Origin of the sequence: Micromonospora sp. NBRC 110009 (assembly GCF_030518795.1) — a bacterium.
Classification (GTDB): Bacteria; Actinomycetota; Actinomycetes; order Mycobacteriales; family Micromonosporaceae; genus Micromonospora.
This window is the reverse complement of the sequence record NZ_CP130427.1, coordinates 1984728-2006104: the sequence shown is the minus strand read 5'-3', so window position 1 is coordinate 2006104 and position 21377 is coordinate 1984728. Positions and strand designations below refer to the sequence as shown.

22 protein-coding genes are annotated in these 21377 nt (G+C 72.9%); 16 read left to right on the top strand and 6 right to left on the bottom strand.

The window, feature by feature from the left end; translation table 11 throughout:
• Position 1: 1 nt before the first annotated feature.
• Complete coding sequence (locus tag Q2K19_RS09560; protein WP_302772384.1) at positions 2–1189, top strand: FecCD family ABC transporter permease; 1188 nt, start codon at positions 2–4, stop codon at positions 1187–1189.
• Positions 1186–1962, top strand: a complete 777-nt coding sequence (locus Q2K19_RS09555) for an ABC transporter ATP-binding protein (RefSeq protein ID WP_446839677.1) — start codon at positions 1186–1188, stop codon at positions 1960–1962. Before Q2K19_RS09560 ends, Q2K19_RS09555 begins: the two co-directional genes overlap by 4 nt.
• 65 nt (positions 1963–2027) lie before the next feature.
• Here the strand turns inward: Q2K19_RS09555 and Q2K19_RS09550 are convergent, their stop codons facing one another.
• The 3 genes from Q2K19_RS09550 to Q2K19_RS09540 form a co-directional block, all read right to left on the bottom strand.
• On the bottom strand, positions 2028–2786 hold the full coding sequence (locus Q2K19_RS09550) for a VOC family protein (RefSeq protein WP_302769585.1): 759 nt from the start codon (positions 2784–2786) through the stop codon (positions 2028–2030).
• A 94-nt stretch (positions 2787–2880) separates the two neighbouring features.
• The gene (locus Q2K19_RS09545) at positions 2881–3618 is read right to left on the bottom strand and encodes an ABC transporter permease (RefSeq protein WP_302769584.1); all 738 of its coding nucleotides are present in this window, start codon (positions 3616–3618) and stop codon (positions 2881–2883) included.
• An 11-nt stretch (positions 3619–3629) separates the two neighbouring features.
• The gene (locus Q2K19_RS09540) at positions 3630–4517 is read right to left on the bottom strand and encodes an ABC transporter ATP-binding protein (protein ID WP_302769582.1); all 888 of its coding nucleotides are present in this window, start codon (positions 4515–4517) and stop codon (positions 3630–3632) included.
• Positions 4518–4689: 172 nt separating this feature from the next.
• On the opposite strand from Q2K19_RS09540, the gene Q2K19_RS09535 reads away from it, so the two are divergent.
• From Q2K19_RS09535 to Q2K19_RS09520, 4 genes are read left to right on the top strand one after another with little or no spacing between them, the layout of a single operon-like run.
• Positions 4690–5010, top strand: a complete 321-nt coding sequence (locus Q2K19_RS09535; protein ID WP_302769581.1) for a hypothetical protein — start codon at positions 4690–4692, stop codon at positions 5008–5010.
• Between the two features lie 9 nt (positions 5011–5019).
• Positions 5020–5946, top strand: a complete 927-nt coding sequence (locus Q2K19_RS09530) for a WXG100 family type VII secretion target (protein ID WP_302769580.1) — start codon at positions 5020–5022, stop codon at positions 5944–5946.
• A gap of 9 nt (positions 5947–5955) precedes the next feature.
• On the top strand, positions 5956–6309 hold the full coding sequence (locus Q2K19_RS09525) for a YbaB/EbfC family nucleoid-associated protein (RefSeq protein ID WP_302769577.1): 354 nt from the start codon (positions 5956–5958) through the stop codon (positions 6307–6309).
• A 4-nt stretch (positions 6310–6313) separates the two neighbouring features.
• Positions 6314–6913 carry a hypothetical protein gene (locus tag Q2K19_RS09520; protein ID WP_302769575.1) on the top strand — a complete coding sequence of 200 codons (600 nt, stop codon included), beginning with the start codon at positions 6314–6316 and terminating at the stop codon, positions 6911–6913.
• Positions 6914–7032: 119 nt separating this feature from the next.
• Here the strand turns inward: Q2K19_RS09520 and Q2K19_RS09515 are convergent, their stop codons facing one another.
• A complete protein-coding gene (locus Q2K19_RS09515; protein ID WP_302772379.1) occupies positions 7033–9072 on the bottom strand; it encodes a HelD family protein in 2040 nt (679 codons plus the stop codon).
• Between the two features lie 181 nt (positions 9073–9253).
• Between Q2K19_RS09515 and Q2K19_RS09510 the strand changes: the two genes are divergently transcribed.
• The 3 genes from Q2K19_RS09510 to Q2K19_RS09500 are packed head-to-tail and all read left to right on the top strand — an operon-like array spanning position 9254 to position 12112.
• Positions 9254–9835: a winged helix-turn-helix domain-containing protein gene (locus Q2K19_RS09510; protein WP_302769573.1), complete on the top strand. Its 582-nt coding sequence runs from the start codon at positions 9254–9256 to the stop codon at positions 9833–9835.
• Positions 9836–9880: 45 nt separating this feature from the next.
• The gene (locus tag Q2K19_RS09505) at positions 9881–11227 is read left to right on the top strand and encodes an MFS transporter (protein WP_302769571.1); all 1347 of its coding nucleotides are present in this window, start codon (positions 9881–9883) and stop codon (positions 11225–11227) included.
• 33 nt (positions 11228–11260) lie between these two features.
• Complete coding sequence (locus tag Q2K19_RS09500; protein ID WP_302769569.1) at positions 11261–12112, top strand: menaquinone biosynthetic enzyme MqnA/MqnD family protein; 852 nt, start codon at positions 11261–11263, stop codon at positions 12110–12112.
• Between the two features lie 73 nt (positions 12113–12185).
• On the opposite strand, the gene Q2K19_RS09495 is transcribed toward Q2K19_RS09500, so the two are convergent.
• Positions 12186–13121, bottom strand: coding sequence for a serine hydrolase (locus Q2K19_RS09495; protein WP_302769567.1), 936 nt, complete (start codon positions 13119–13121; stop codon positions 12186–12188).
• On the bottom strand, positions 13121–14131 hold the full coding sequence (locus Q2K19_RS09490; protein WP_302769564.1) for a hypothetical protein: 1011 nt from the start codon (positions 14129–14131) through the stop codon (positions 13121–13123). The genes Q2K19_RS09495 and Q2K19_RS09490 overlap by 1 nt, the downstream gene beginning before the upstream one ends.
• A 370-nt stretch (positions 14132–14501) precedes the next feature.
• Here Q2K19_RS09490 and paaA point away from each other — a divergent pair, with 370 nt between their 5' ends.
• From paaA to Q2K19_RS09455, 7 genes are all read left to right on the top strand, one after another.
• Entirely contained in the window at positions 14502–15566 is a 1065-nt protein-coding gene (gene paaA, locus Q2K19_RS09485; protein WP_302769562.1) for a 1,2-phenylacetyl-CoA epoxidase subunit PaaA, read from the top strand.
• Entirely contained in the window at positions 15563–15883 is a 321-nt protein-coding gene (paaB, locus tag Q2K19_RS09480) for a 1,2-phenylacetyl-CoA epoxidase subunit PaaB (protein WP_302769560.1), read from the top strand. Before paaA ends, paaB begins: the two co-directional genes overlap by 4 nt.
• Positions 15880–16605 (top strand): 1,2-phenylacetyl-CoA epoxidase subunit PaaC, encoded by a 726-nt coding sequence (paaC, locus tag Q2K19_RS09475; RefSeq protein ID WP_302769559.1) that lies wholly within the window; start codon positions 15880–15882, stop codon positions 16603–16605. Before paaB ends, paaC begins: the two co-directional genes overlap by 4 nt.
• On the top strand, positions 16602–17081 hold the full coding sequence (gene paaD, locus Q2K19_RS09470; RefSeq protein WP_302769556.1) for a 1,2-phenylacetyl-CoA epoxidase subunit PaaD: 480 nt from the start codon (positions 16602–16604) through the stop codon (positions 17079–17081). The genes paaC and paaD overlap by 4 nt, the downstream gene beginning before the upstream one ends.
• A complete protein-coding gene (gene paaE, locus Q2K19_RS09465; protein ID WP_302769553.1) occupies positions 17078–18187 on the top strand; it encodes a 1,2-phenylacetyl-CoA epoxidase subunit PaaE in 1110 nt (369 codons plus the stop codon). Before paaD ends, paaE begins: the two co-directional genes overlap by 4 nt.
• Positions 18188–18413: 226 nt before the next feature.
• Positions 18414–19604 carry a cyclic dehypoxanthinyl futalosine synthase gene (gene mqnC, locus Q2K19_RS09460; RefSeq protein WP_302769550.1) on the top strand — a complete coding sequence of 397 codons (1191 nt, stop codon included), beginning with the start codon at positions 18414–18416 and terminating at the stop codon, positions 19602–19604.
• A 298-nt stretch (positions 19605–19902) separates the two neighbouring features.
• The gene (locus Q2K19_RS09455) at positions 19903–21141 is read left to right on the top strand and encodes a cell wall anchor protein (RefSeq protein ID WP_302769547.1); all 1239 of its coding nucleotides are present in this window, start codon (positions 19903–19905) and stop codon (positions 21139–21141) included.
• Positions 21142–21377: the final 236 nt, after the last annotated feature.

Here is a 21377-nt window from a genome sequence, read left to right as displayed (position 1 = left end):
CCTGACCGTGCGACCAGCGGAATCCGCCGACCGGCCGGCCGGGATGCCCCGCGCGTCCCGGCCCGCCGGCGTGCCCGCCCGGACCGGACCGGGCGGTCCGGCGACGGCCGGCGGACGGCCCCCGGCCGGACCGGGTGCGACGGTCCGGCCGGCCGGGCTGCGCACGCGCTGGCTGGTCGCCGGGATCGGCGCGGTGCTGGTCGCCCTGGTCGCCGGGGTGTCCCTCGGCCCGGTCAGCCTGCCGCCCGGCAGCGTGGCCGCCGAACTGCTCAACCTGCTCCCCGGGGTGCACCTCGACAGCGGGCTCACCGAGCGGGAGATCGCCATCGTCACCGAGCTGCGGCTGCCCCGGGTCGTGCTCGGCCTGCTCGTCGGCGGGCTGCTCGCCCTGGCCGGCGGCTGCTACCAGGGTGTCTTCCGCAACCCGCTGGCCGACCCGTACCTGCTCGGCGTGGCGGCCGGCGCCGGGCTCGCGGTGACCGCCGTGATCGCGCTCGGCGTCGGGGCGGGCGGGGCGCTGAGCGGCATGCCGCTCACCATTCCGCTCGCCGCGTTCGTCGGGTCGCTCGGCGCGGTCGCCATGACCTACGGCCTCGGCGCGGCCGGCGGGCGCGACCGGTCACCGGCCACCCTGATCCTGGCCGGGGTGGCGGTGTCGGCGTTCCTCTCCGCCGGGCAGACCTATCTGCTGCAACGCCACTCCGAGAGCATCCAGCAGGTCTACTCCTGGCTGCTCGGGCGGCTGGCCACCGCCGGCTGGCACGACGTGCTGCTGGTCCTGCCCTACTTCGCGCTCACCGCGGTGGTGGTGCTGCTGCACCGGCGCGAGCTGGACGTGCTGTCGGTCGGCGACGACGAGGCGACCAGCCTCGGGCTGCACCCGCAGCGCTCCCGCTACCTGCTGATCGCCGCCGCCTCGCTGGGCACCGCCGCCGCGGTCTCGGCCTCCGGCCTGATCGGCTTCGTCGGCATCATCGTGCCGCACACCGTGCGGCTGCTCGCCGGGTCCAGCTACCGGGTGATCCTGCCGCTTTCGATGCTCTTCGGCGCGGCGTTCCTGGCGCTGACCGACGTGGTCGCCCGGACCGTCGCCGCCCCCGCCGAGATCCCCATCGGGGTGGTCACCGCGCTGCTCGGCGGCCCGTTCTTCGTCCTGGTCCTGCGGACCTCGCGGCGGGTATTCACATGACCGCGGTCGAGGTGCGGGACCTGCGGGTCGAGCTGGGCGGGGCGCGGATCCTCGCCGGGGTGGACCTGACCGTGGCGGTGGGCGAATGGGTCACCGTGATCGGCCCGAACGGCGCCGGCAAGTCGACCCTGCTGCGCGCCGTCGGCGGCCTGCTGCCCGCGCCGGGCGCGGTCCACCTCTTCGGTACGCCGATCCAGGCCCTCCGCCGCCGCGACCGCGCCCGGATCGTCGCCACCGTGGCCCAGTCCCCGGTCGTGCCGGCCGGCATGTCCGTCGTCGACTACGTGCTGCTCGGCCGCACCCCGTACATCCCGCCGCTGGGCCGGGAGTCGGCGGCCGACCTGACCGCGGTGCACGAGGTGCTGGACCGGCTCGACCTGGGCGCGTTCGGGCGCCGGGAGCTGGCCACCCTCTCGGGCGGCGAGCGGCAGCGGGTGTTCCTGGCCCGGGCGCTCGCGCAGGGCGCCACCCTGCTGCTGCTCGACGAGCCGACCAGCGCGCTGGACATCGGGCACCAGCAGGAGGTGCTGGAGCTGGTCGACCAGCTCCGCCGCGAGCACGGCCTGACCGTCCTCGCCACCATGCACGACCTCTCCGTCGCCGGCGAGTACGCCGACCGGATGGTGCTGCTCGCCGACGGCCGGGTCGCCGCCGCCGGCCCCCCGCACGAGGTCCTCACCGAGACCCTGCTCGCCACCCACTACCGCGCCCACGTCCGCGTCCTCCAGGGCGAGCACGGCCCCCTCGTGGTCCCCGTCCGCCCCCGGGCGTAAGGAAGGGCCCCTTCTTAACGTCTGCGGTAAGGAAGGGCCCCCTCCTAACGCCAGGGGCGGGCACGTCAGCGGAGGGCGCTGATCCAGAAGAGGGCGCCCTGGGGGTCACGGAGGGCGGCGCTGCGGCCGGCCGGGTTGTCCCGGGGCGGGACGAGGATGGTGCCGCCCAGTTCGGCGGCCCGGGCGGCGGTGGCATCGGCGTCCGCCACGGCGAAGTAGACCGACCAGTACGCCGGCAGGTCGCCGGGGAGCTTCCCCAGCTGCGGCATCATGCCGGCGACGATCCGGGCCCCGCAGCGCCAGCCGGTGTAGGGGGCGGTGGCCGTCGACCGCTCCTCCGGGTGCCAGCCGAAGACCAGCGCGTAGAAGTCCTTCGCCCGCTCCGGATCCGGGGTGACCAGCTCGTTCCAGCACATCGACCCGGGCTCGTTGAACAGCTCCGCCCCGCGCATCGCCATCGGCTGCCAGACGCTGAACACCGCCCCGGCCGGGTCCGCGAGGACCGCCATCCGGCCCTGGTCGAAGACGTCGAACGGGGCGACCACCACCTGACCACCGGCCGCCTCCACCCGGGTGGCCACCAGGTCCGCGTCGTCGGTCGCCACGTACGTCGACCAGATCGGCACCTGGTCCGGGCTGGCCGGCGGCCCGGCCCCGGCGACCGCCCGGCCGTCCTGGAGGAAGACCGTGTAACCGCCCGCCGCCGGCTCCGGGGAGACCCGCCCGGTCCAGCCGAAGAGCTGCGGGTAGAACCGCTTCGCGTCCGCCAGGCCCGGCGTGGCCAGGTCGGCCCAGCAGGGCGTGCCGGGCTCGACGCCGTTCACGATGACCCCTCTCGCCGGTGGGCGGCCCGACTGGCAGCCCTGCCGGCATCGTGGCACCGTCCCGTGGCCCGCCGGGCCGGAATCGGACGAAACGTCAGCTGAAGCGGCGTCCCTCGTCCCGGCGGTACGCCCATCCGGCGATTGCACCGAGCACCACGATCCAGACGCCGAGCATGACCATCGCGACCGGGTCGGGCCGCCAGTCGGTCACCGCCGCCCACATCAGCTCCACCGCGCCCCGGGTGGGCAGGTAGGGGGCGATCGCCTGGACGAAGCCGGGCGCGTCCGCCGGGCCGGAGAGGAGGCCGCCGCCGAAGGCGAGCGGGAAGAAGATGAGCTGGGCCACCACGATCGCCGCCTTGCTCGGCAGCGAGTAGCCGATGGCCAGCCCGAGCAGCGTGAACGGCACCGAGATCACGGCCACCCCGCCGAGGGCGAGCAGGAACTGCACCGGGGTGACCCGGGCCGCGGTGGCCACCGCCGCGATCACCACCACCGGGAGCATCGAGAAGTAGGTGAGGGCCAGGCCGGCCAGGATCCGGCCGGCGAAGCGCGGTCCGGGCCCGGCCGGCAGCGTCCGGGTGTACGAGTTCCACGGCTGGTCGCGGTCCTCTGCGACGCCGATCCCGTACTGGAAGATGTTGGCGCTCATCACCGCGAAGGTGACCATCGCGGCGGTGGCGTAGGTGGCGCCGGTGGGGTCGTCGCCGGCGAACGGCACCACGAAGAAGAGCATCGCGGCGGCCGGGAAGAACGCGCTGCCGAAGATCGCGATCGGGATCCGGACGGTCTCCAGCAGCTGGTAGCGGGCGTGGGCCAGGGCGAGGGGCATCGGCGGAGCTCCTAGGCGGTGACGGTGGCGGGCCGGTCGTCGGCGGTGATGGCGAGGAAGGCCTCCTCCAGCGAGGTGGGCCGGACCTCCAGCTCGCGGAACGCCACCCCGGCGGTGACCAGGTCCCGGACGAGCTGGTCGGCGTCGGCGGTGAGCAGGTGGGTCCGCCCCTCCGCCTGCTCGGTCGCCAGCACGCCGGGCAGCGGCGGCAGGTCGTCGGCGACCAGGCTGACCCGGCGTACGCCGACGATGCCGCGGACCGCCTCCACCGTGTCGTCGGCGAGCACCCGGCCGTGGCCGATCACCACGACCCGCTGTGCGAGCGCCTCCACCTCCTCCAGGTAGTGGCTGCTCAGCAGGACGGTGCCGCCCTCGGCGTGGAAGGCCCGGACCGCCTCCCAGAGGGTGTGCCGGGCCTCCACGTCCAGCCCGGTGGTGGGCTCGTCGAGGACGACCAGCCGCGGCCGCCCGACGAAGGCGAGGGCCACCGCGAGCCGGCGGCGTTGCCCGCCGGAGAGGCCGCCGGTCTGCCGGCGCACCTGGTCGGTGAGGCCGAACCGGTCGAGCAGCTCGGCCCGGGGGACCGGGTCGGGGAAGTGGGCGGCGACGAAGTCGACCACCTCGCCGACCCGCAGCGTGCCGGGGAGGCCGGTCTCCTGCGGGGTCACGCCGAGCTGCCGCCGGTTGGCCGCGGCGCGCGGGTCGCCGCCGAACAGCTCCACCCGGCCGGCCGTGGGGTGACGCAGCCCGACCAGCAGGTTGATCAGCGTGCTCTTGCCGGCGCCGTTCGGGCCGAGCAGGCCGACCAGTTCGCCGGCGTGGACGGTCAGGTCGACCCGGTCCAGGGCCAGCACCTCGCCGTAGCGGCGGCTCACCTGGTCGGCGCGGGCCAGGATCATGGACGGCTCCTTGTCGCGGTTGCGGTCGCGGTCGGTGTTGCCATCCCCTGTGTACTCTGCCGGGTCCACCGCGCTGCCCCGCGCGGGCGAGCCCGCATCGCCTAGGGTGGTATTCCCCGCCGCGCCATGACGCCGGCGGAGCGCGGCTGCGACTGGACACTGGGGAGGGTCCGTGACGAGTCCGAGCAAGGATCTCGAGGTCCAACCGGAGGCGCTGGCCGCCTTCGCCGCCACCTCGCGGGGCCGGGCGGCCCAGTTCCGGGAGCTGCGCCAGCGGTTCCAGGACGGGCACGTGCCCCGGCACGCCTTCGGGATCATGCCGGCGTCGTTCAGCCTGGCCGCCGTGTACGCCGAGCAGTTCGAGGCGTGCCTGCAGGGGCTGGCGGAGGGCGCGGAGGTGATGGCCGACATCGCCGAGGGGATCACCGACACGGCCGACGCCTACACCGGCACCGACGTGGCGAGCACGGACCTGTTCGCACCGGGCGCCTGAGGGGGACGCATGAGCACCGAGGCGTTGCAGCGCAACAAGACCTACTTCGAGCAGATCGTGACGGGCACCCCCGATCCGTTCAAGCCGCTCTCCCAGGCCGTGCTCTGGCCGTTCGAGCAGCTGCTGGAGCTGGTCGCCGGCGAGCCGGACGATCTGATGCAGGCGGCCCAGCTGGCCCTGACCACCGGCGAGGCGGTGCGGCAGATCGCCGGCGAGCAGATCGCCGACCGGGCCCGGCTGCGCGGCGCCTGGGACGGCGACGCGGCGGACAAGTTCCACGAGTCGATGGCGGCCGTCGAGGAGGCGATCGAGGAGCTGGCCAAGGGGCTGGACGGCACCAAGGAGGTGCTGGTCGACGCGGCGAATGCGGCCGTCGACGCGTTCAACCTGCTGGTCGAGCTGATCCTGGAGTTCCTGCTCTGGTTCCTGACCGAGGTCATCATCGCGGCGGTGGCGGCGGTGCTCAGCGCGGGCGTGACGCTGGCCGCCACGGTGGTCCGGGTGCTGGCCCGGCTGGCCACCACGGTCGGCCGGATGGTGAAGATCGTGGCCCGGTTCGCGGAGATCCTCACCAAGCTGGTCACCAAGCTGGAGAAGGTCGCGGAGCTGCTCACCAGGTACCGCAAGCTGGTGATGGAGCTGCGCAAGGCCAAGAAGGCGTACCGGGCGTGGAACAAGTCCGGCTACACCAAGGAGGCGTTGCAGTTCAAGCTCAGGCGGACCGCGATCCTCTTCCCCGGCCGGTACGCGATCAACCACGTCTCGCCGGTGAACGTGCCCGGCATCGGCGGCGCCCTGCTGGACACGGGCGTCGGCATGTACGACGTCTCCGACGGTCACAAGGACCGCAACTACCTGGTGGACGGCACGTACTCCGAGGACCTGGGCCCGTACACCAAGGGCGTGCAGAACGTCTTCGACTCGATCGTCAACTGAGAGGCAGCCATGACCTTCCCCGCCCTGGACCGGATCGAGGCGCTGGCCCGCAACCTGGACGGCTGGCAGCGCGAGCTCGGCGCGCGGATGGCCGAGCTGGAGCAGAGCAGTGCCGAGGGGGTGAGCGACTCCGGCCTGGTGACGGTGACCGCGGCGGCCGACGGGCGGATCCTCGCCACCGACATCAACGCCCGGGCCATGCGGTTCGACTCGTACACCCTGGCCGAGGAGTTCACCGCCGCGGCCAACCGCGCCCAGGAGGCCGCCGCCGCCCGGGTCCGCGAGATCGTCGGTGAGGTGATGGGGAACGCGCCGGCCGCGGAGCGCCGGGCCGACGACGACCACGGCTACGACCGATACTGAGCCGATGGACGAGACCAGGTACCTCGACCGGATCGGCCAGCTCGTCGAGCCGGGGGAGCAGGTTCGGGCACACGCCGGGACGGAGATCGGGGGCGGCCTCAAGCCCCCGCCGCCGCCGGACGCGGCGGCACCGGAGGTCTCCGGCCGGGCGACCGTCTCCTCGGTGCTGCTCAACCTGCTCACCCCGCTGGTCACCTGGGATCGCGGCGATCGGCTGGTGGACCTGATCGGCTGGGGGATCGCCGGCCGGGGTGCCGCCGGCTCGGCCGCCTCCCGGCTGCGCGGGGCGGTCGACCCGGCCCGGCCGGACGGACAGCTGCGGCACACCCTGCTCGCCGTCACGGATCGGCGGCTGCTGGTCTGCGTGACCGGCCCGGTGAAGCTGCTGTCCAAACGGGAGGACGACGAGCGGTCGCTGGCCGAGACCCGGATCGCCTGGGCGGCGCCCCGGGCCGAGGTGACGTCGGCGCGGGTGGGCTGGCACCGGCTCAACCCGAAGCGGCTGCGGATCGACTTCACCGACGGTTCCTGGCTGGCGTTCACCGTCCCGATCGCCGAGTCAGGCCGGCCGCTGCGCGCGGTCGCCGCCGCCCTTACCGGCTGACCCGCCCCCGGCGGTGGCCGATCCGCCGCATTTCTTCGCTCGAACCAGGATGTGGTGGCATCCCGGACGGTCTGAGGCCACTACATCCCGGCGGCGATCAGCGGCGCAAGCGGCCGCCGTCAGCCGGCCAGGGGGGCGGGCAGCGGTTCCCGGTGCAGCACCGCGAGCCGGGAGACCGCCCGGGTCAGCACCACGTAGAGGCGGTGCAGGCCGCGCGGCTCGGCGGCCACGATCGCGGCCGGCTCGACCACCACCACGTGGTCGTACTCCAGGCCCTTGACCAGGGTGGCCGGGACCACCGTGACCCGCGCCGCGGCCTCGACGTCGTCGGCGGTCGCGGTCTCGACGCCCACGTCGGCGAGCGCCGCGCGGAGTCGGTCCACCGCGTCGTCGGCGGCGATCACGCCGACCGAGCCGTCGTGGTCGAGCGCCGCCCGCACCTCGGCCACCGTCGCGGCCGTCAGGTCGTCGACGGTACGCACGTCCAGCGTCCCGTCCCGGCGCAGCGACTCGGCCGGGGGCACGTCGACGGCGAGCGCCGGCAGCAGCCGGTTCGCGAACGCGACCACCACCGCCGGCACCCGGAAGCCGATGCTCAGCGGCACCACGGCCGCGCCCGGCTTGCCCAGGTGGGCCAGCGACTCCCGCCAGTCGGTGGCCGCCCACGGCGCGGTGCCCTGGGCCAGGTCGCCGAGGAGGGTGATCGAGCCGTGCTCGCTGCGCCGGGCGATGGCCCGGCACTGCATCGGGGAGAGGTCCTGCGCCTCGTCGACCACCACGTGCCCGAAGCCGGCCGGCCGCTCGATCAGCCCGGCCGCCTCGTCGATCAGCACCGCGTCCGCGGCGGTCCACTTCGTCGCCTTCGGGGTCCGGCCCGGCCGTCCCGACCGGAGCAGCTCCTGCTCCTCGGTGTTGAGCAGGCCGTCGGCGGCGGTGGCGAGCGCCGCCGGGTCGGTGAGCAGCGTGTGCAGCAGCCCCTCCGGGGTGAGCGCCGGCCAGACCGCGTCGAGGAAGGCGGTGACCGGCTTGGCCTTGCCCATCCGGCGCAGCCAGGCGTCGCTGGGCGACTCCGCCCGGCGGGCCTCGGCCTGGCGTTGCAGCAGTCCCACCACCCGGGCCCGGACCCGGTCCCGGCCGGTCGCGTACGGCAGCCCCTCCCGGCGGGTCTCCTGGACCACCCGGTGCAGCGGGTCGAGGCCGATCCGCCAGCGGAACGAGCCGTCCGACACCATGATCGGCTCGGTGGGCGTGCCGATGTGGGCGTCGACCGCGCGGCGCAGCACCTCGGCCATCCGGACGTCGTGCTTGAGGGTGGCGAGGGCGGGGTCGTCGACGGCGCGTACCGGCACCCGGGCGACCAGGTCCTCGACGGTGGCCTGCTCGACCTCCACCTCGCCGAGCGCGGGGAGCACCGCCGCGATGTAGGACAGGAAGGCCCGGTTCGGCCCGACGATCAGCACCCCGGACCGGCGCAGCCGCTCCCGGTGCAGGTAGAGCAGGTACGCGGCGCGGTGCAGCCCGACCGCGGTCTTGCCGGTGCCGGGCGCCCCCTGGACGCAGATCGAGTCGGCCAGATCGGCCCGGACCAGCTCGTCCTGCTCGGGCTGGATGGTGGCCACGATGTCCCGCATCGGTCCGACGCGGGGCCGCTCGATCTCGGCGGTGAGGATCCGGCTCGCCGTGCCCAGCTCCTCACCCCGGTCCAGGTGTTCGTCCTCGAAGCTGGTCAGCACCCCGGTGCTGAACCCGAAGCGGCGCCGGACGGCGACGCCCTGCGGGTCGCGGGCGCTGGCCCGGTAGAACGAGCGGGAGACCGGGGCCCGCCAGTCCAGCACCAGCGGCTCGCCGAGGTCGTCGGTCACGTGCCGCCGCCCGACGTGGTAGTCCCGCCCGGCGTGGTCCGGATCGTTGTCGCCGAAGTCCAGCCGGCCGAAGAAGAGCGGGGTGGTCGGGTCGTCGGCCAGTTCCTTGACCCGCCGCGCCATGTGCCGGCCGAGCTGTTCGGCGGTGTACGCGTCTCCGGCGACCTTGTCGCCGGTGGCGAAGAGGGCCTCGGCGCGCTCGCGCATCCGGCGCAGGGCCGCGCGGGACGCCTCCAGGTGGGCGCGTTCGGCGCCGAGTTCGGCGTCCAGGGTCTGTTCGGGGGCGTGCAGGGTCATCCACGTACTCCTCGTCACGGGAAAAACGCTGCCGCTCGCGTTTCCGACATCGGTCGGCGCGGGGACGTCCTGTGCGGTGCTACTCACCACGGCCGTCGGGCGGGACAAAGCAGCCTACTCCGGCCGGGTCGGCGGGCAACGGAATTTCCCCGGGTGGTCGCCGGCGCGGAATCATGGGGGCATGACCGAGGCGCGCCCCGAACAGCGCCGGGTGACGATCAGCGACCCGCAGGTGATGCGGGCCCTCGCCCACCCGGCCCGTATGGCGATCATGGAACACCTCAGCACGGTGGAGGGCGGTGCGACCGCCACCGAGTGCGCCGAGATCGCCGGGCTCTCCCCGAGCGCGACCAGCTATCACCTGCGGGAGTTGGCCAGGTTCGGGTTGATCGAGGAGGCGCCCAGCCGGGGTGACGCCCGGGAACGGGTCTGGCAGGCGTTCAGCCCGTCGTACTACGTCGAATCGGGGCCGGACGCCGACTCGGAGGCCCGCGCCGCCGAGTTGGCCCTGGTCGAGGCCCACCTGGCCCGGGACAGTCAGCGCGTCCGCGACTGGATCCGGCGCGCGCCGGAGGAGTCGCGCGACTGGTACGAGGCGGCCTGGTTCAGCGACAGCCTGCTGCTGCTCACGGCCGAGGAACTGGCCGAGCTCAACAACACGATCCAGGGCCTGTTGGAGCCGTACCGGCGGCGGTTGCGGACCAACCCGCCCGAAGGGGCCCGGAGCGTCGCCGTGCAGTACCGGGCGTTGCCGATCGATTGACGTTCGGGGTTGTGCGACCCAGGTATGAAGGATTATTTTCGAAATATGTCCTTCACACCTGGCCCGTCGCGCTGGTCCGACGTCTGGCTGGTCACCGCTTCCCGCGCCGTCTCCACCTGCGGCGACTTCCTCGCCGCCACCGCCCTCACCCTGGCCCTGCAGTCTGCCGGCGCGGGCGGGCTCGCGGTGTCCGGGCTGATGCTCGCCGCCACCCTGCCGCTGGTGGCGCTCGCACCGCTGACCGGCTGGCTCGCCGACCGGGTGGACAGCCGTCTCCTGCTGGTGGTCGCCGGGCTCGGTCAGGCCGCCGTCTGCCTCGCGCTCGCGTACGCGGGGCACCCGGCCCTGGTGATCGCGCTGGTGGCGCTGCTCGCGTCCGGCCTCGCGGTCACCCAGCCCGTGCTCTCCGCGCTGGTGCCGGCCATGGTCCGGGCCGAGGATCTGCCCCGGGCCGCCGCCCTGAACCAGACCGCCGGGACGCTCGGCGCGCTGGCCGGCCCGGCGTTGGCCGGGGTGCTGGTCGGCGGCTTCGGGGCCCGGCTGCCGCTGCTCCTCGACGCCGCCAGCTACCTCGCGCTGGTCGCGGCCGGGCTGCTGATCCGGACCCGCCGGGGTGGGGGCCGGCGCCGAGCCCAGGTGCCGGCACCCGGCACGCCCGCCGCGCCCGCCGACGGCTGGCGGCTCCGCCGCGACCCGCTGCTGGTCGCGATGATCACCACCATCGCCGGGGTGATCGCGGCCGTCGGGGCGATCAACGTGGTCGAGGTCTTCTTCATCCGCGACACCCTGGGCAGTTCCGCCACCATGTACGGCCTGGTCACCGGCGCGTGGACACTCGGCATCCTGGTCGGCGCGTGGCTCTTCGCCCGGCTGGCCCGGCGGTTGGTCGATGACGGGCGGCTGCTCGTCGGCTACCTGGCCCTCCTCGCCGGCTGTTGCCTGATGGTCCTGCTCTCCGCCGCGGTGCCCTCCGCGCTGCTGTTGGTGCCGGTCTGGCTGCTCGGCGGGGTGGGCAACGGCGGCGCGAACGTCTTCGACAACGTGCTGCTGGCCCGGCGGGTGCCCGAGGTGGTGCGCGGCCGGGCGTACGCCGCGCTCACCGGGTCCGTCCAGGGCGCCTCGATGGTCGGCTTCCTGCTCGGCGGTCTGCTGCTCGAGGTGGCCAGCCCCCGGTTGCTGGTCGCCGGCTGCGGCGTCGCCGGGCTGCTGGTGATCGCGCTGGTCGTGCCGCCGGTCACCCGGGCCGTTCGGGCCGAGCGGGCGCTGGCCGGCGTGGCTGCGGCCGCGCCCGCCGAGGCGCGGGCGCCCCGGCCCGGCGGCGTGGCGGAGCCGGCCGGCCCGGTGGACCCGGCGGCGGCTGCGGAGTTGGCCACTCCGGCCCCCTCCCGCTGAGCCGGCGGCGGCGGGCGGCGATACGGTCAGGTCATGGCTGACCGCATCGCCCGCCCCCGCGTCGGGCACATCCAGTTCCTCAACTGCCTGCCGATCTACTGGGGGCTGATGCGGTCCGGCACCCTGATCGACGTCGACCTGCACAAGGACTCGCCGGACCGGCTGAACGCCGCGCTGGTCGCCGGCGACCTGGACATCGGCCCGATCTCGCAGGTGGAATACCTGCGGCACGCCGACGAGCTGCTGCTCCTGCCGGACCTGGCGGTCGGCAGCGACGGCCCGGTGCTCTCCGTCAACGTGGTCTCCACGAAGCCCCTCGCCGAGCTGGACGGCGCCCGGGTGGCACTCGGCTCGACCTCGCGTACCGGGGTGCTGCTGGCCCAACTCCTGCTCGGCGAGCGGTACGGGGTCCGGCCCGAGTACTTCCGCTGCCCGCCGGAGCTGACCCAGATGATGCTGGAGGCCGACGCCGGCGTGCTGATCGGCGACGTGGCGCTGCGTGCCCTCTACGAGGCGCCCGGCAAGGGTCTCGAGGTGACCGACCTCGGGCAGGCCTGGCGGGAGTGGACCGGGCTGCCGATGGTCTTCGCCGTCTGGGCGGTCCGCCGGGAGTTCGCCGCCGCCCACCCCGGCCTGGTCAAGGAGGTGCACGAGGCGTTCCTCCGCTCCCGTGACCTCTGCCTGGCCGAGCTGGACCAGGTGGCCGAGGCGGCGGCCCGCTGGGAGCCGTTCGACGCGGCGACCCTGGCGACCTACTTCCGCACCCTCGACTTCTCGCTGGGTGAGCGGCAGGTGGCCGGGCTGCGGGAGTTCGCCCGCCGGGCGGCCGCGATCGGCGAGACGCCCGCCCTGCCGGCGGACGGGCCGGAGTTCTTCCGGGGCTGACAGGCCCCCACGACGACGAAAGCGGCGGTGCCCCGGCGGACCGGGACACCGCCGCTTCGCGCAGCGGGTGGGCTCAGGTGGCGTCGCGGAGCAGCGCCTCGGTGATCTTCTGGCAGTTCTTCATGCCGTAGTCGTAGCCCATGTTGATCGGGTAGCGCACCATCACGCCCATCGTCCAGGTGTCGCCGATCGCCAGGCAGTTGATGTGCATCTCCTGCTCCTTCTGCCGGTCGATCCAGCCGTTCTTGATGGCGATGGTCTTCTGCACCTTGGCCGGGAACGCCTTGCGGATGCCGAAGTCGCCGACGCCGCGGACCAGCCGCATCTCGTTGAGCAGCCACTTGGTCCACTTCGGCCCGGCCGCCCGCCCGTCGTCGATGCAGAGGCCGAGCCGCGCGGTGTCCCGTGGCGACAGCATCGTCCGGCTCCAGCCGCCGTCGCTGGCGACCTTGCTGTCGGTGAGCCCACACATCTTGATCAACCGCTTGATCGACGCCGACCGGCCGACACCGTTGTAGAACTGCTCGGCCCGGGTGTTGTCGCTGTCCCGGATGATCTTCGTGGCGTCGGCCAGCTTCGCGTCGCTCGGGGTCTGCCCGCTCTCGTCGGCGCGCCGTAGGTAGTCGGCCACGATCCAGGACTTGATCATCGATGCGGTGGTGTTGGTCTCGCCCATGTTCTTCGAGCCGATGATCTTGCCGGTCCGCTTGTCCAGGACGCTCCAGGCGTACCAGCCCTTGATGTCGAGGTCGAGCTCCTGGGCCTGGAACGGCAGCGGCTCCAGCGAGGGCGACGGCGACGGCGTCGACTGAGGACGGGAGCTGCGGTCGGTCGGCGTATCCGTGGACCGGCCGCCCACGGTGCCGGTGTGCGAGGCGGCGGTGGGGCGGAACGGCGAGCCGGGCACGAACCGGAGCGACACCAGCACCAGCCCGACCAGGATCACGGCGATCGCGCTGTACGCCAGCGGGCCGTGGCCGCTGCCCGGCCGGCGGCGGGTGCCCGCCATCAGAGCTTCCCGACCGGCTGCTGCGGCACCTTCAGGGCGGCGCCGGGCTGCGGGGTGACGAGCTGGGTGGCCACGCTGGCGCAGACCTTCGCGCCGTAGTCCGGCACGTTGCCCCCGTTGCTGGGGTAGCGCATCATCACCGCGAGGCTCCACTTGTCAGTGACCGCCAGGCAGTTGACGTGCCAGTTGCCGTCGTAGACGAGCGGCGTCCAGCCGTTCTTGATGTACACCGGGCCCTGCGCCTTGATCGAGGCGGGCAGGCCGTCGACGATGCCCCACTTCCCGCCGCCGGACTTGGCCTGCTGGGCCTTGACGCTGCCCCGGACGTGGGCCATCTCGTTGAGGACCCACTTGGTCCACGTCGGGCCGGCGGCCTTGCCGTCGGCGATGCAGTCACCGAGCCGGACGGCGTCCTCGGGAGACATCCGGGTGAAGCTCCACCAGCCGTTGTACATGGCGGGGGCGGGGGATCCGCTGCGCTTGGTGTCGGTGAGGCCGCAGATCTTGATGGCCCGCTGGATCACCGGGTCGGGCTTGCCGTTCGACTGCGGCTTGTACGACCCGCCGGCCGCCGCGTACACCTTGTTGGCCCCGACGTCGTTGCTGTCCCGGATGGCCAGGCTCGCCCAGTTCTTGAGCGCCGCGGTCGGCTGCTTGGTGGGGCCGAGCTGGCGCAGGTAGTCGGAGACGATCCAGGCCTTGAGCATCGACTCGGTCGAGTTGGTCTGGTCCATGTTCTTCGCACCGCTGATCTTCCCGGTCGTCCGGTCCATCAGCGCCCAGGAGAAGAAGTCGCCCTTGAAGTTCACCGAGACCGGGCCGGCGGCCAGCGTCGGCGGGGGCGGCGTGGTCGGGGCGGGCGCGGGTACCTGCTCCGCGCCGCCGCCGATGCCGCCGATGCGGGGCAGGGCGGCGCCGCCGGAGAGCTTCCCGTACGCGGTGGGCACCAGCATGACGCCACCGATGAGCACCGCCACGATGGCGAGCACCATGGTCACGCGAGGTCGCATGAGTGGGTGAACTCCAGATGTAAGGCCGGGGGGACCGGCTGTTCCGAATGGGTACGGCCTGATCGCCGGGGCCGGGGGGAGATGGGCCCGGGAGTCGGTGGCGATCGTCAGCAGCCGATCGGTGTGCCGGGGGAAGTCTACTTCCGGACCGGCCGGACGCCAGAACCTGACGGCCGTGGACTCGTCGAGAAGGCGGGACATTGGCCCGCTATGCCGCAGTTGGGAGGATTCACCTTCCGCGCGTGGCCGAAGTCACAGGTTTACGCAGGTCAGAGCTTCCGACTGCAAGCGGTCACCGGGTGCGGAAGGTGCGCCCGGAAATCTGTTACACCCTCTGGTGTCATCGGTCGCGAGCTGTAACACTGGCCTCATGTATGGCAACGACTTCGCCCCGCCCGAGGACGGTCCGGGCGGCGGCCTGCTCGGCGAGGTGGAGGCGGCGGAGGCGGCGCTGCGGGAGGCCGCGGCGCGGGCCCGACGCGGCGGCCCGGCCCCCGACGAGGACCTCGCGGCGTACTTCGCGGACGTGATCGACGCCGATCAGAAGATCGAGCCGCGGGACTGGATGCCGGAGGCGTACCGGAAGACGCTGATCCGGCAGATCGCCCAGCACGCGCACTCCGAGATCATCGGCATGCAGCCGGAGGGGAACTGGATCAGCCGGGCCCCCTCGCTCAAGCGCAAGGCGATCCTGCTGGCCAAGGTGCAGGACGAGGCCGGCCACGGCCTCTATCTCTACGCCGCGGCCGAGACCCTGGGCGTCAGCCGGGACGAGCTGGTGGAGCTGCTGCTCGAGGGCCGGCAGAAGTACAGCTCGATCTTCAACTACCCGACCCTCACCTGGGCGGACGTGGGCGCCATCGGCTGGCTGGTGGACGGCGCCGCGATCGTCAACCAGGTGCCGCTCTGCCGCTGCTCCTACGGGCCGTACGCCCGGGCGATGATCCGGGTCTGCAAGGAGGAGTCGTTCCACCAGCGCCAGGGCTACGAGATCCTGCACACCCTGGGCCACGGCACCCCGGAGCAGAAGGCGATGGCTCAGGACGCGGTGGACCGCTGGTGGTACCCGTCACTGGCGATGTTCGGCCCGCCGGACGGAGACTCGACCCACTCGGCGCAGTCGATGGCCTGGAAGATCAAGCGCTTCTCCAACGACGAGCTGCGGCAGCGCTTCGTCGACATGTGCGTGCAGCAGGCGGAGATCCTGGGCCTGACCATTCCCGACCCGGACCTGCGCTGGAACGACGAGCGGCAGGCGTACGACTACACCCAGCCCGACTACGACGAGCTGATGCAGGTGATCAAGGGCAACGGGCCGTGCAACCGGCAGCGGATGGAACACCGCCGCCGGGCCCACGCCGAGGGCGCCTGGGTGCGCGAGGCCGCCGCGGCGTACGCGGCGAAGCAGAGCAACAAGGAGAAGGTGGCGGCGTGAGCGAGCGCAGCGAGCGAACCGATCGGCTCAGCGTGAAGGATCATTCGCCTTTGTGGGAGGTCTTCGTGCGGGCCCGGCGCGGGCTGTCGCACACCCACGTCGGCAGCCTGCACGCGCCCGACGCCGAGCTGGCCCTGCGCAACGCCCGCGACCTCTACACCCGCCGGCAGGAAGGGGTCTCCATCTGGGTGGTGCCGGCCGGCGCGATCACCGCGTCCAGCCCGGACGAGAAGGACGCCTTCTTCGACCCGGCGGCCGACAAGGTCTACCGCCACCCCACCTTCTACGAGGTGCCGGACGGGGTGGCTCACCTGTGAGCAGCCTGTTCGACTTCACCCTCGCCCTCGGCGACGACGCGCTGATCGCGGCGCAGCGGCTCGGCGAGTGGACCTCCCGCGCCCCGGAGATGGAGGAGGACATCGCGCTGGCCAACATCGCCCTCGACCAGCTCGGCGCGGCCCGCCTCCTGCTCACCTACGCCGGCGAGCTGGAGGGCGCCGGCCGGGACGAGGACGCGCTGGCCTACCTCCGCGCCGACCGCGAGTTCCGCAACTGCCTCCTGGTCGAACTGCCCAACGGCGACTTCGCGGTGACGATGGCGAAGCTGTTCTTCCTGGCCGCCTACCAGCTCCCGCTCTACACCGCGCTGGCCGGCTGCGCCGACGAGCGGCTCGCCGCGATCGGTGCGAAGGCGCGCAAGGAGTCCGCGTACCACCTGGACCACGCCGCGCTCTGGGTGAAGCGGCTCGGTGACGGCACCGAGGAGTCGCACCGGCGCATGCAGGACGCGGTGGACCAGGTCTGGCCGCACACCCACGAGTTCTTCGCGGCGGACCCGGCGGCGCCGGTCGACCCGGCCTCCCTGCGGGCCGACTTCGACGCGACCGTCAGCGCCGTGCTGGACGCGGCGACGCTGAGCCGCCCGGCGGACGGGTGGACGCCCGGTGGCGGCCGCGACGGCGTCCACACCGAACACCTCTCGTACCTGCTGGCCGAGATGCAGGTGCTGCACCGCGCCCACCCGGGAGCCCGGTGGTGACTGACCCCAGGGCGGCAGCGGCGGCGGTGGTGGACCCGGAGATCCGGGTCATCACCATCGACGAGCTGGGCATCCTGCGGTCCGTGGACGAGGACCCGGCCACCGGTCGGGTCGTCGTCACCATCACCCCCACCTACACCGGCTGCCCGGCGATGGACGTGATCCGGGCGGACATCCGCCGTGCGCTGGCCGCCGCCGGCCACCCCGACGTCGAGGTCCGCACGGTCTACACCCCCGCGTGGAGCACCGACTGGATCTCGGAGAGCGGCCGGGCGAAGCTCGCCGCCGCCGGCATCGCCCCGCCCGCGCCGGCCCCGCGCGGCGGCAACGTGGTGCCGCTGACCCTCGCCGTGCGCTGCCCCCGCTGCGGCTCGCCGGAGACCGAGCAGGTCAGCCGCTTCGGCTCGACCGCCTGCAAGGCCCTCTGGCGCTGCCGCTCCTGCTCCGAACCCTTCGACCACCTGAAGGCGCTGTGACTGTCACGATCACCCGACCGGTCCGTCGCCGGCCGGTCTTCCACCCGCTCCCCGTCGCCGCCGTCGACCGGCTCACCGACGACGCCGTGGCGATCACCTTCGCCGTGCCCGAGGAGCTGCGGGAGACCTTCGCGTTCTCCGCCGGCCAGCACCTGACCGTCCGGCGCACCGGTGCGGACGGCGAGGACGTGCGGCGGTCGTACTCCATCTGCTCCATGCCGGAGGAGCTGGCCCGACACGGTCGGCTGCGGATCGGGGTCCGGGAGGTCCCCGGCGGCGCGTTCTCCGCGTACGCCTGCGGGGCGCTGCGCGGCGGCGACACCGTCGAGGTGCTGCCTCCGCTGGGGCACTTCACCTCGGCGTTCGCGGCGGACCGGGCCCGCCGCTACGGCGCGGTGGTCGCCGGCTCCGGCATCACCCCGGTGCTGTCGCTGGTCGCGACGGCGCTGGCCGTCGAGCCGGCCAGCACCTTCACCCTGGTGTACGGCAACCGGACGGCGAACTCGGTGATGTTCGCCGAGGAGCTGGCCGACCTGAAGGACCGGTACCCGACCCGGCTGCACCTGGTGCACGTGCTCTCCCGGGAGCAGGGCGAGTCGCCGCTGCTCTCCGGGCGGATCGACGCGGACCGGCTGACCCGGCTGCTGGACACCGTCGTTCCGGGCGACGCCATCGAGGAGTGGTTCCTCTGCGGCCCGTACGGGATGGTGGTGGACGCCAAGGCGGTGCTGGCCGACCGGGGCCTGCCGGATTCGGCGGTGCACACCGAGCTGTTCCACGTCGACGCCCCGCCGGAGCCGGTCCGCCGCCCGGCCGCCGAGCCGGGTGCCGGCGCGGAGGTCACCATCGTGCTCGACGGGCGGTCGTCGAGCTTCACCATGGGGCGCGACGAGCGGGTGCTGGACGCGGCCCTGAAGGTGCGCGGCGAGCTGCCGTACGCCTGCAAGGGCGGGGTCTGCTCGACCTGCAAGGCCAAGGTGGTCGAGGGCGAGGTGACGATGGCCCGCAACTACGCGCTGGAGCCGGACGAGGTGGCAGCCGGGTACGTGCTGACCTGCCAGTCCAGCCCCGTCACCGACAAGCTCACCGTCGACTACGACGCCTGAGGCCACGCGGCGGGCCGGTCCGTGCGTGATGCCGGACCGGCCCGCCGCGGGCACTGGCGGGACGGGCCGTCAGCCGTTCTCGCCGAGGCAGAGCAGTAGCTCCCGCGACTCCCGCTGTTCGGTGTAGCTGGCGACCGTCCCGGCGAACTGCTCGCCAGGTGGGGCGATCGTCACCGGGGGTGGAGCGGCGTGCCGGCGTCCGGACCGGCGACGTAGGCTCGGTGGCGTGACGGTGCACCGGGAGATCGACGACATCCTGCAGCGCGGCGCGGACGGCGGGCGGATCACGCCCGAGGAGGCGCTGCTCCTCTACACCGAGGCGCCCTTCCACGCGCTCGGCGAGGCGGCGGACGCGGTGCGCCGGCGGCGCTACCCGGACAACATCGTGACGTACCTGATCGACCGCAACATCAACTACACGAACGTCTGCGTGACGGCGTGCAAGTTCTGCGCCTTCTACCGGGCTCCGAAGCACAAGGAAGGGTGGACCCACCCGACCGAGGAGATCCTGCGCCGCTGCGGCGAGGCGGTCGAGCTGGGCGCCACCCAGGTCATGCTGCAGGGCGGCCACCACCCGGACTACGGCGTGGAGTACTACGAGGAGCTCTTCTCGGCGGTCAAGACGGCGTACCCGCAGCTGGCCATCCACTCGATCGGCCCGAGCGAGATCCTGCACATGGCCAAGGTCTCTGGCGTGAGCCTGGACGAGGCCATCGCCCGGATCAAGGCCGCCGGCCTGGACTCGATCGCCGGTGCCGGCGCGGAGATGCTGCCGGACCGGCCGCGCCAGGCGATCGCGCCGCTGAAGGAGTCGGGTGCGCGCTGGCTGGAGGTCATGGAGCTGGCCCACCGGCAGGGTCTCGAGTCGACCGCGACCATGATGATGGGCACCGGCGAGACCAACGCCGAGCGGATCGAGCACCTGCGGATGATCCGCGACGTGCAGGACCGCACGGGCGGCTTCCGGGCGTTCATCCCGTGGACGTACCAGCCGGAGAACAACCACCTCAAGGGGCGGACCCAGGCGACCACCCTGGAATACCTGCGACTGGTCGCGGTGGCCCGGCTCTTCTTCGAGACGGTGCCGCACCTGCAGGCGTCCTGGCTGACCACCGGCAAGGACGTCGGCCAGCTCGCCCTGCACATGGGCGTGGACGACCTGGGCTCGATCATGCTGGAGGAGAACGTGATCTCCTCGGCCGGCGCCCGGCACCGCTCCAACCTGCACGAGCTGATCGGCATGATCCGCACCGCCGACCGGATCCCCGCGCAGCGGGACACCCTCTACAACCGGCTCGCGGTGCACTGGACCCCGGCCGACGACCCGAGCGACGACCGGGTGGTCTCGCACTTCTCCTCGATCGCCCTGCCGGGCGGCGGGGTCGGGAAGTCGCTGCCGCTGGTCGAGGTCAACTGAACCCGTTACATCGACCGACTGCGAAGTCGTGCTGCACGCTCCGTGGCCGGCCTGACCTGCGAGTCGGTCCACCGAACGGCCAATGGTTGGCCCGTTGTCGGGTGGTCTCCGCCTACCTGTTCGTCGGACGGGCGTCCGGGCTGTACCCAACAAGACCCATCAATTCGGGCAATCTTTAACGAATTCTTAGCGGTGCAGGTGGTGAAGGTGTGGCGCGTGGGGTGGCGCAGGTGATGGCGGGCCGCTAGCGTGCCCGCTCGTCACCTTTTCCATCCCATCCCGCGGGGGGACTCCCGTCATGATCTTCCGTAACCGGCCGCTGGTACGGCTCGGCGCCGCCGCGCTGCTCGCCTCCGGCGCGCTCACCGTCTTCGGTGCGCCCGCGCACGCCGCAGGCACCGAGACCGACCTCTCGCTCGACGTGGTGGGCACCAAGGTCGCCGACGGCGCCATCGGCAAGCTCGCCTACGCCAAGGTGACCAACAACGGCGAGAACACCCCGTCCGAGCTGGCCGTCCGGATCGACGTCTCCAAGGTGGACTTCACCCGGTTCGCCGTGTTCCCGGACGCCGACTGCAAGCCCGACAGCGACGGGGAGAACCCGGGCGCCTTCACCTGCTACGCCAACCAGGAGGCCCTGCCGGGCCCGGGTGAAACCATCGACCTGCCGATGGTGGTCCTCAAGGCCGAGGAGACGCTGGACAAGGCGTACAGCATCCCGGTGACCGTCACCCTGATCTCGAAGGATGACACCACCGAGGACAACAACACCAAGAACGCCACGGTCGAGTTCTCCAAGGAGAGCGGCCCGGACCTGGCCGTGCTCGCCGACGACGTGAAGAACGCCGTCACGGTCAAGAACGGCAAGATCCAGCTTGCCGGTGACCTGCACGCGGGCGACACCGCGCAGCTCATCTACACGGTCTGGAACCAGGGCGACGTCACCACCGCCGGCTTCAAGGTCTCGGTCAAGCTGCCCGCGGGTGTGACCTTCACCGAGACCGAGGACGAGTGCGAGTACGCCACGGACAAGGCCTCCCTGGTCTGCACCTACCCGAACCTGCCGTTCATCCCGCTCACGCAGGAGCCGAAGAACGACGACGAGACGCCGGGCGGCGCCTTCTACCACCTGCTCTCGGTGAGCAAGGACGTCAAGGCCGGCGCCCTGACCGGCGGCACCGTCGAGGTCACGCCGCTCCTGCCGGCCCCGGGCCTCAAGGCCCAGTCGACCGAGATCAAGAACGCGCCCGACAACATGACCCCGGTCGACGCTCCTGACGTGGACGGCAGCGACAACACCGACGGCTACGCCGTCGTCGTGGCCGCCGAGGGCGGCGCCGGCGGTGGCGGCGGCGGTGGCGGCGGCGGTGGCGAGGTTGGTAACGACGACGGCGGCCTGCCGGTGACCGGCGCCAAGGCCGGCCTGATCGGCGGCATCGGCGTGGCGGTGCTCGTCGCGGGTGGGGCGATGTTCCTGGTCGCCCGCCGGCGCCGGGTGGTCCTGGTGACCCCGGGCGACGAGAAGCCGACCGCCTGACGGTCGTCCTCCATCGGCCCGGGAGGGCCGTTCACATAACGCACGGCAGCCGGGGCGGGATGGGCACACCATCCCGCCCCGGCTGTGTCTCGTTCCGCTTCGGAGGACGACATTCATCGACAGATGCAGGCGTGTCGTGACGTCGCTCCGGTGCCATGGCCCTGCTCGCCGCCGGCGGGCTGACCGTCGTCGGCACGCCGGCGTACCCGGGGGGAAGCGGGTCGCGGGCCGGCTGG

Bases quoted from the DNA above. Each gene is read 5' to 3' on its own strand.
- Q2K19_RS09540 (WP_302769582.1), bottom strand. From the start codon at position 4,517: ATGATCCTGGCCCGCGCCGACCAGGTGAGCCGCCGCTACGGCGAGGTG.
- Q2K19_RS09515 (WP_302772379.1), bottom strand. From the start codon at position 9,072: ATGACCCTGCACGCCCCCGAACAGACCCTGGACGCCGAACTCGGCGCC.
- Q2K19_RS09510 (WP_302769573.1), top strand. From the start codon at position 9,254: ATGACCGAGGCGCGCCCCGAACAGCGCCGGGTGACGATCAGCGACCCG.
- Q2K19_RS09545 (WP_302769584.1), bottom strand. From the start codon at position 3,618: ATGCCCCTCGCCCTGGCCCACGCCCGCTACCAGCTGCTGGAGACCGTC.
- Q2K19_RS09530 (WP_302769580.1), top strand. From the start codon at position 5,020: ATGAGCACCGAGGCGTTGCAGCGCAACAAGACCTACTTCGAGCAGATC.
- Q2K19_RS09500 (WP_302769569.1), top strand. From the start codon at position 11,261: ATGGCTGACCGCATCGCCCGCCCCCGCGTCGGGCACATCCAGTTCCTC.
- paaA (WP_302769562.1), top strand. From the start codon at position 14,502: ATGTATGGCAACGACTTCGCCCCGCCCGAGGACGGTCCGGGCGGCGGC.
- Q2K19_RS09555 (WP_446839677.1), top strand. From the start codon at position 1,186: ATGACCGCGGTCGAGGTGCGGGACCTGCGGGTCGAGCTGGGCGGGGCG.
- Q2K19_RS09525 (WP_302769577.1), top strand. From the start codon at position 5,956: ATGACCTTCCCCGCCCTGGACCGGATCGAGGCGCTGGCCCGCAACCTG.
- Q2K19_RS09495 (WP_302769567.1), bottom strand. From the start codon at position 13,121: ATGGCGGGCACCCGCCGCCGGCCGGGCAGCGGCCACGGCCCGCTGGCG.
- Q2K19_RS09520 (WP_302769575.1), top strand. From the start codon at position 6,314: ATGGACGAGACCAGGTACCTCGACCGGATCGGCCAGCTCGTCGAGCCG.
- Q2K19_RS09505 (WP_302769571.1), top strand. From the start codon at position 9,881: ATGTCCTTCACACCTGGCCCGTCGCGCTGGTCCGACGTCTGGCTGGTC.
- Q2K19_RS09455 (WP_302769547.1), top strand. From the start codon at position 19,903: ATGATCTTCCGTAACCGGCCGCTGGTACGGCTCGGCGCCGCCGCGCTG.
- Q2K19_RS09490 (WP_302769564.1), bottom strand. From the start codon at position 14,131: ATGCGACCTCGCGTGACCATGGTGCTCGCCATCGTGGCGGTGCTCATC.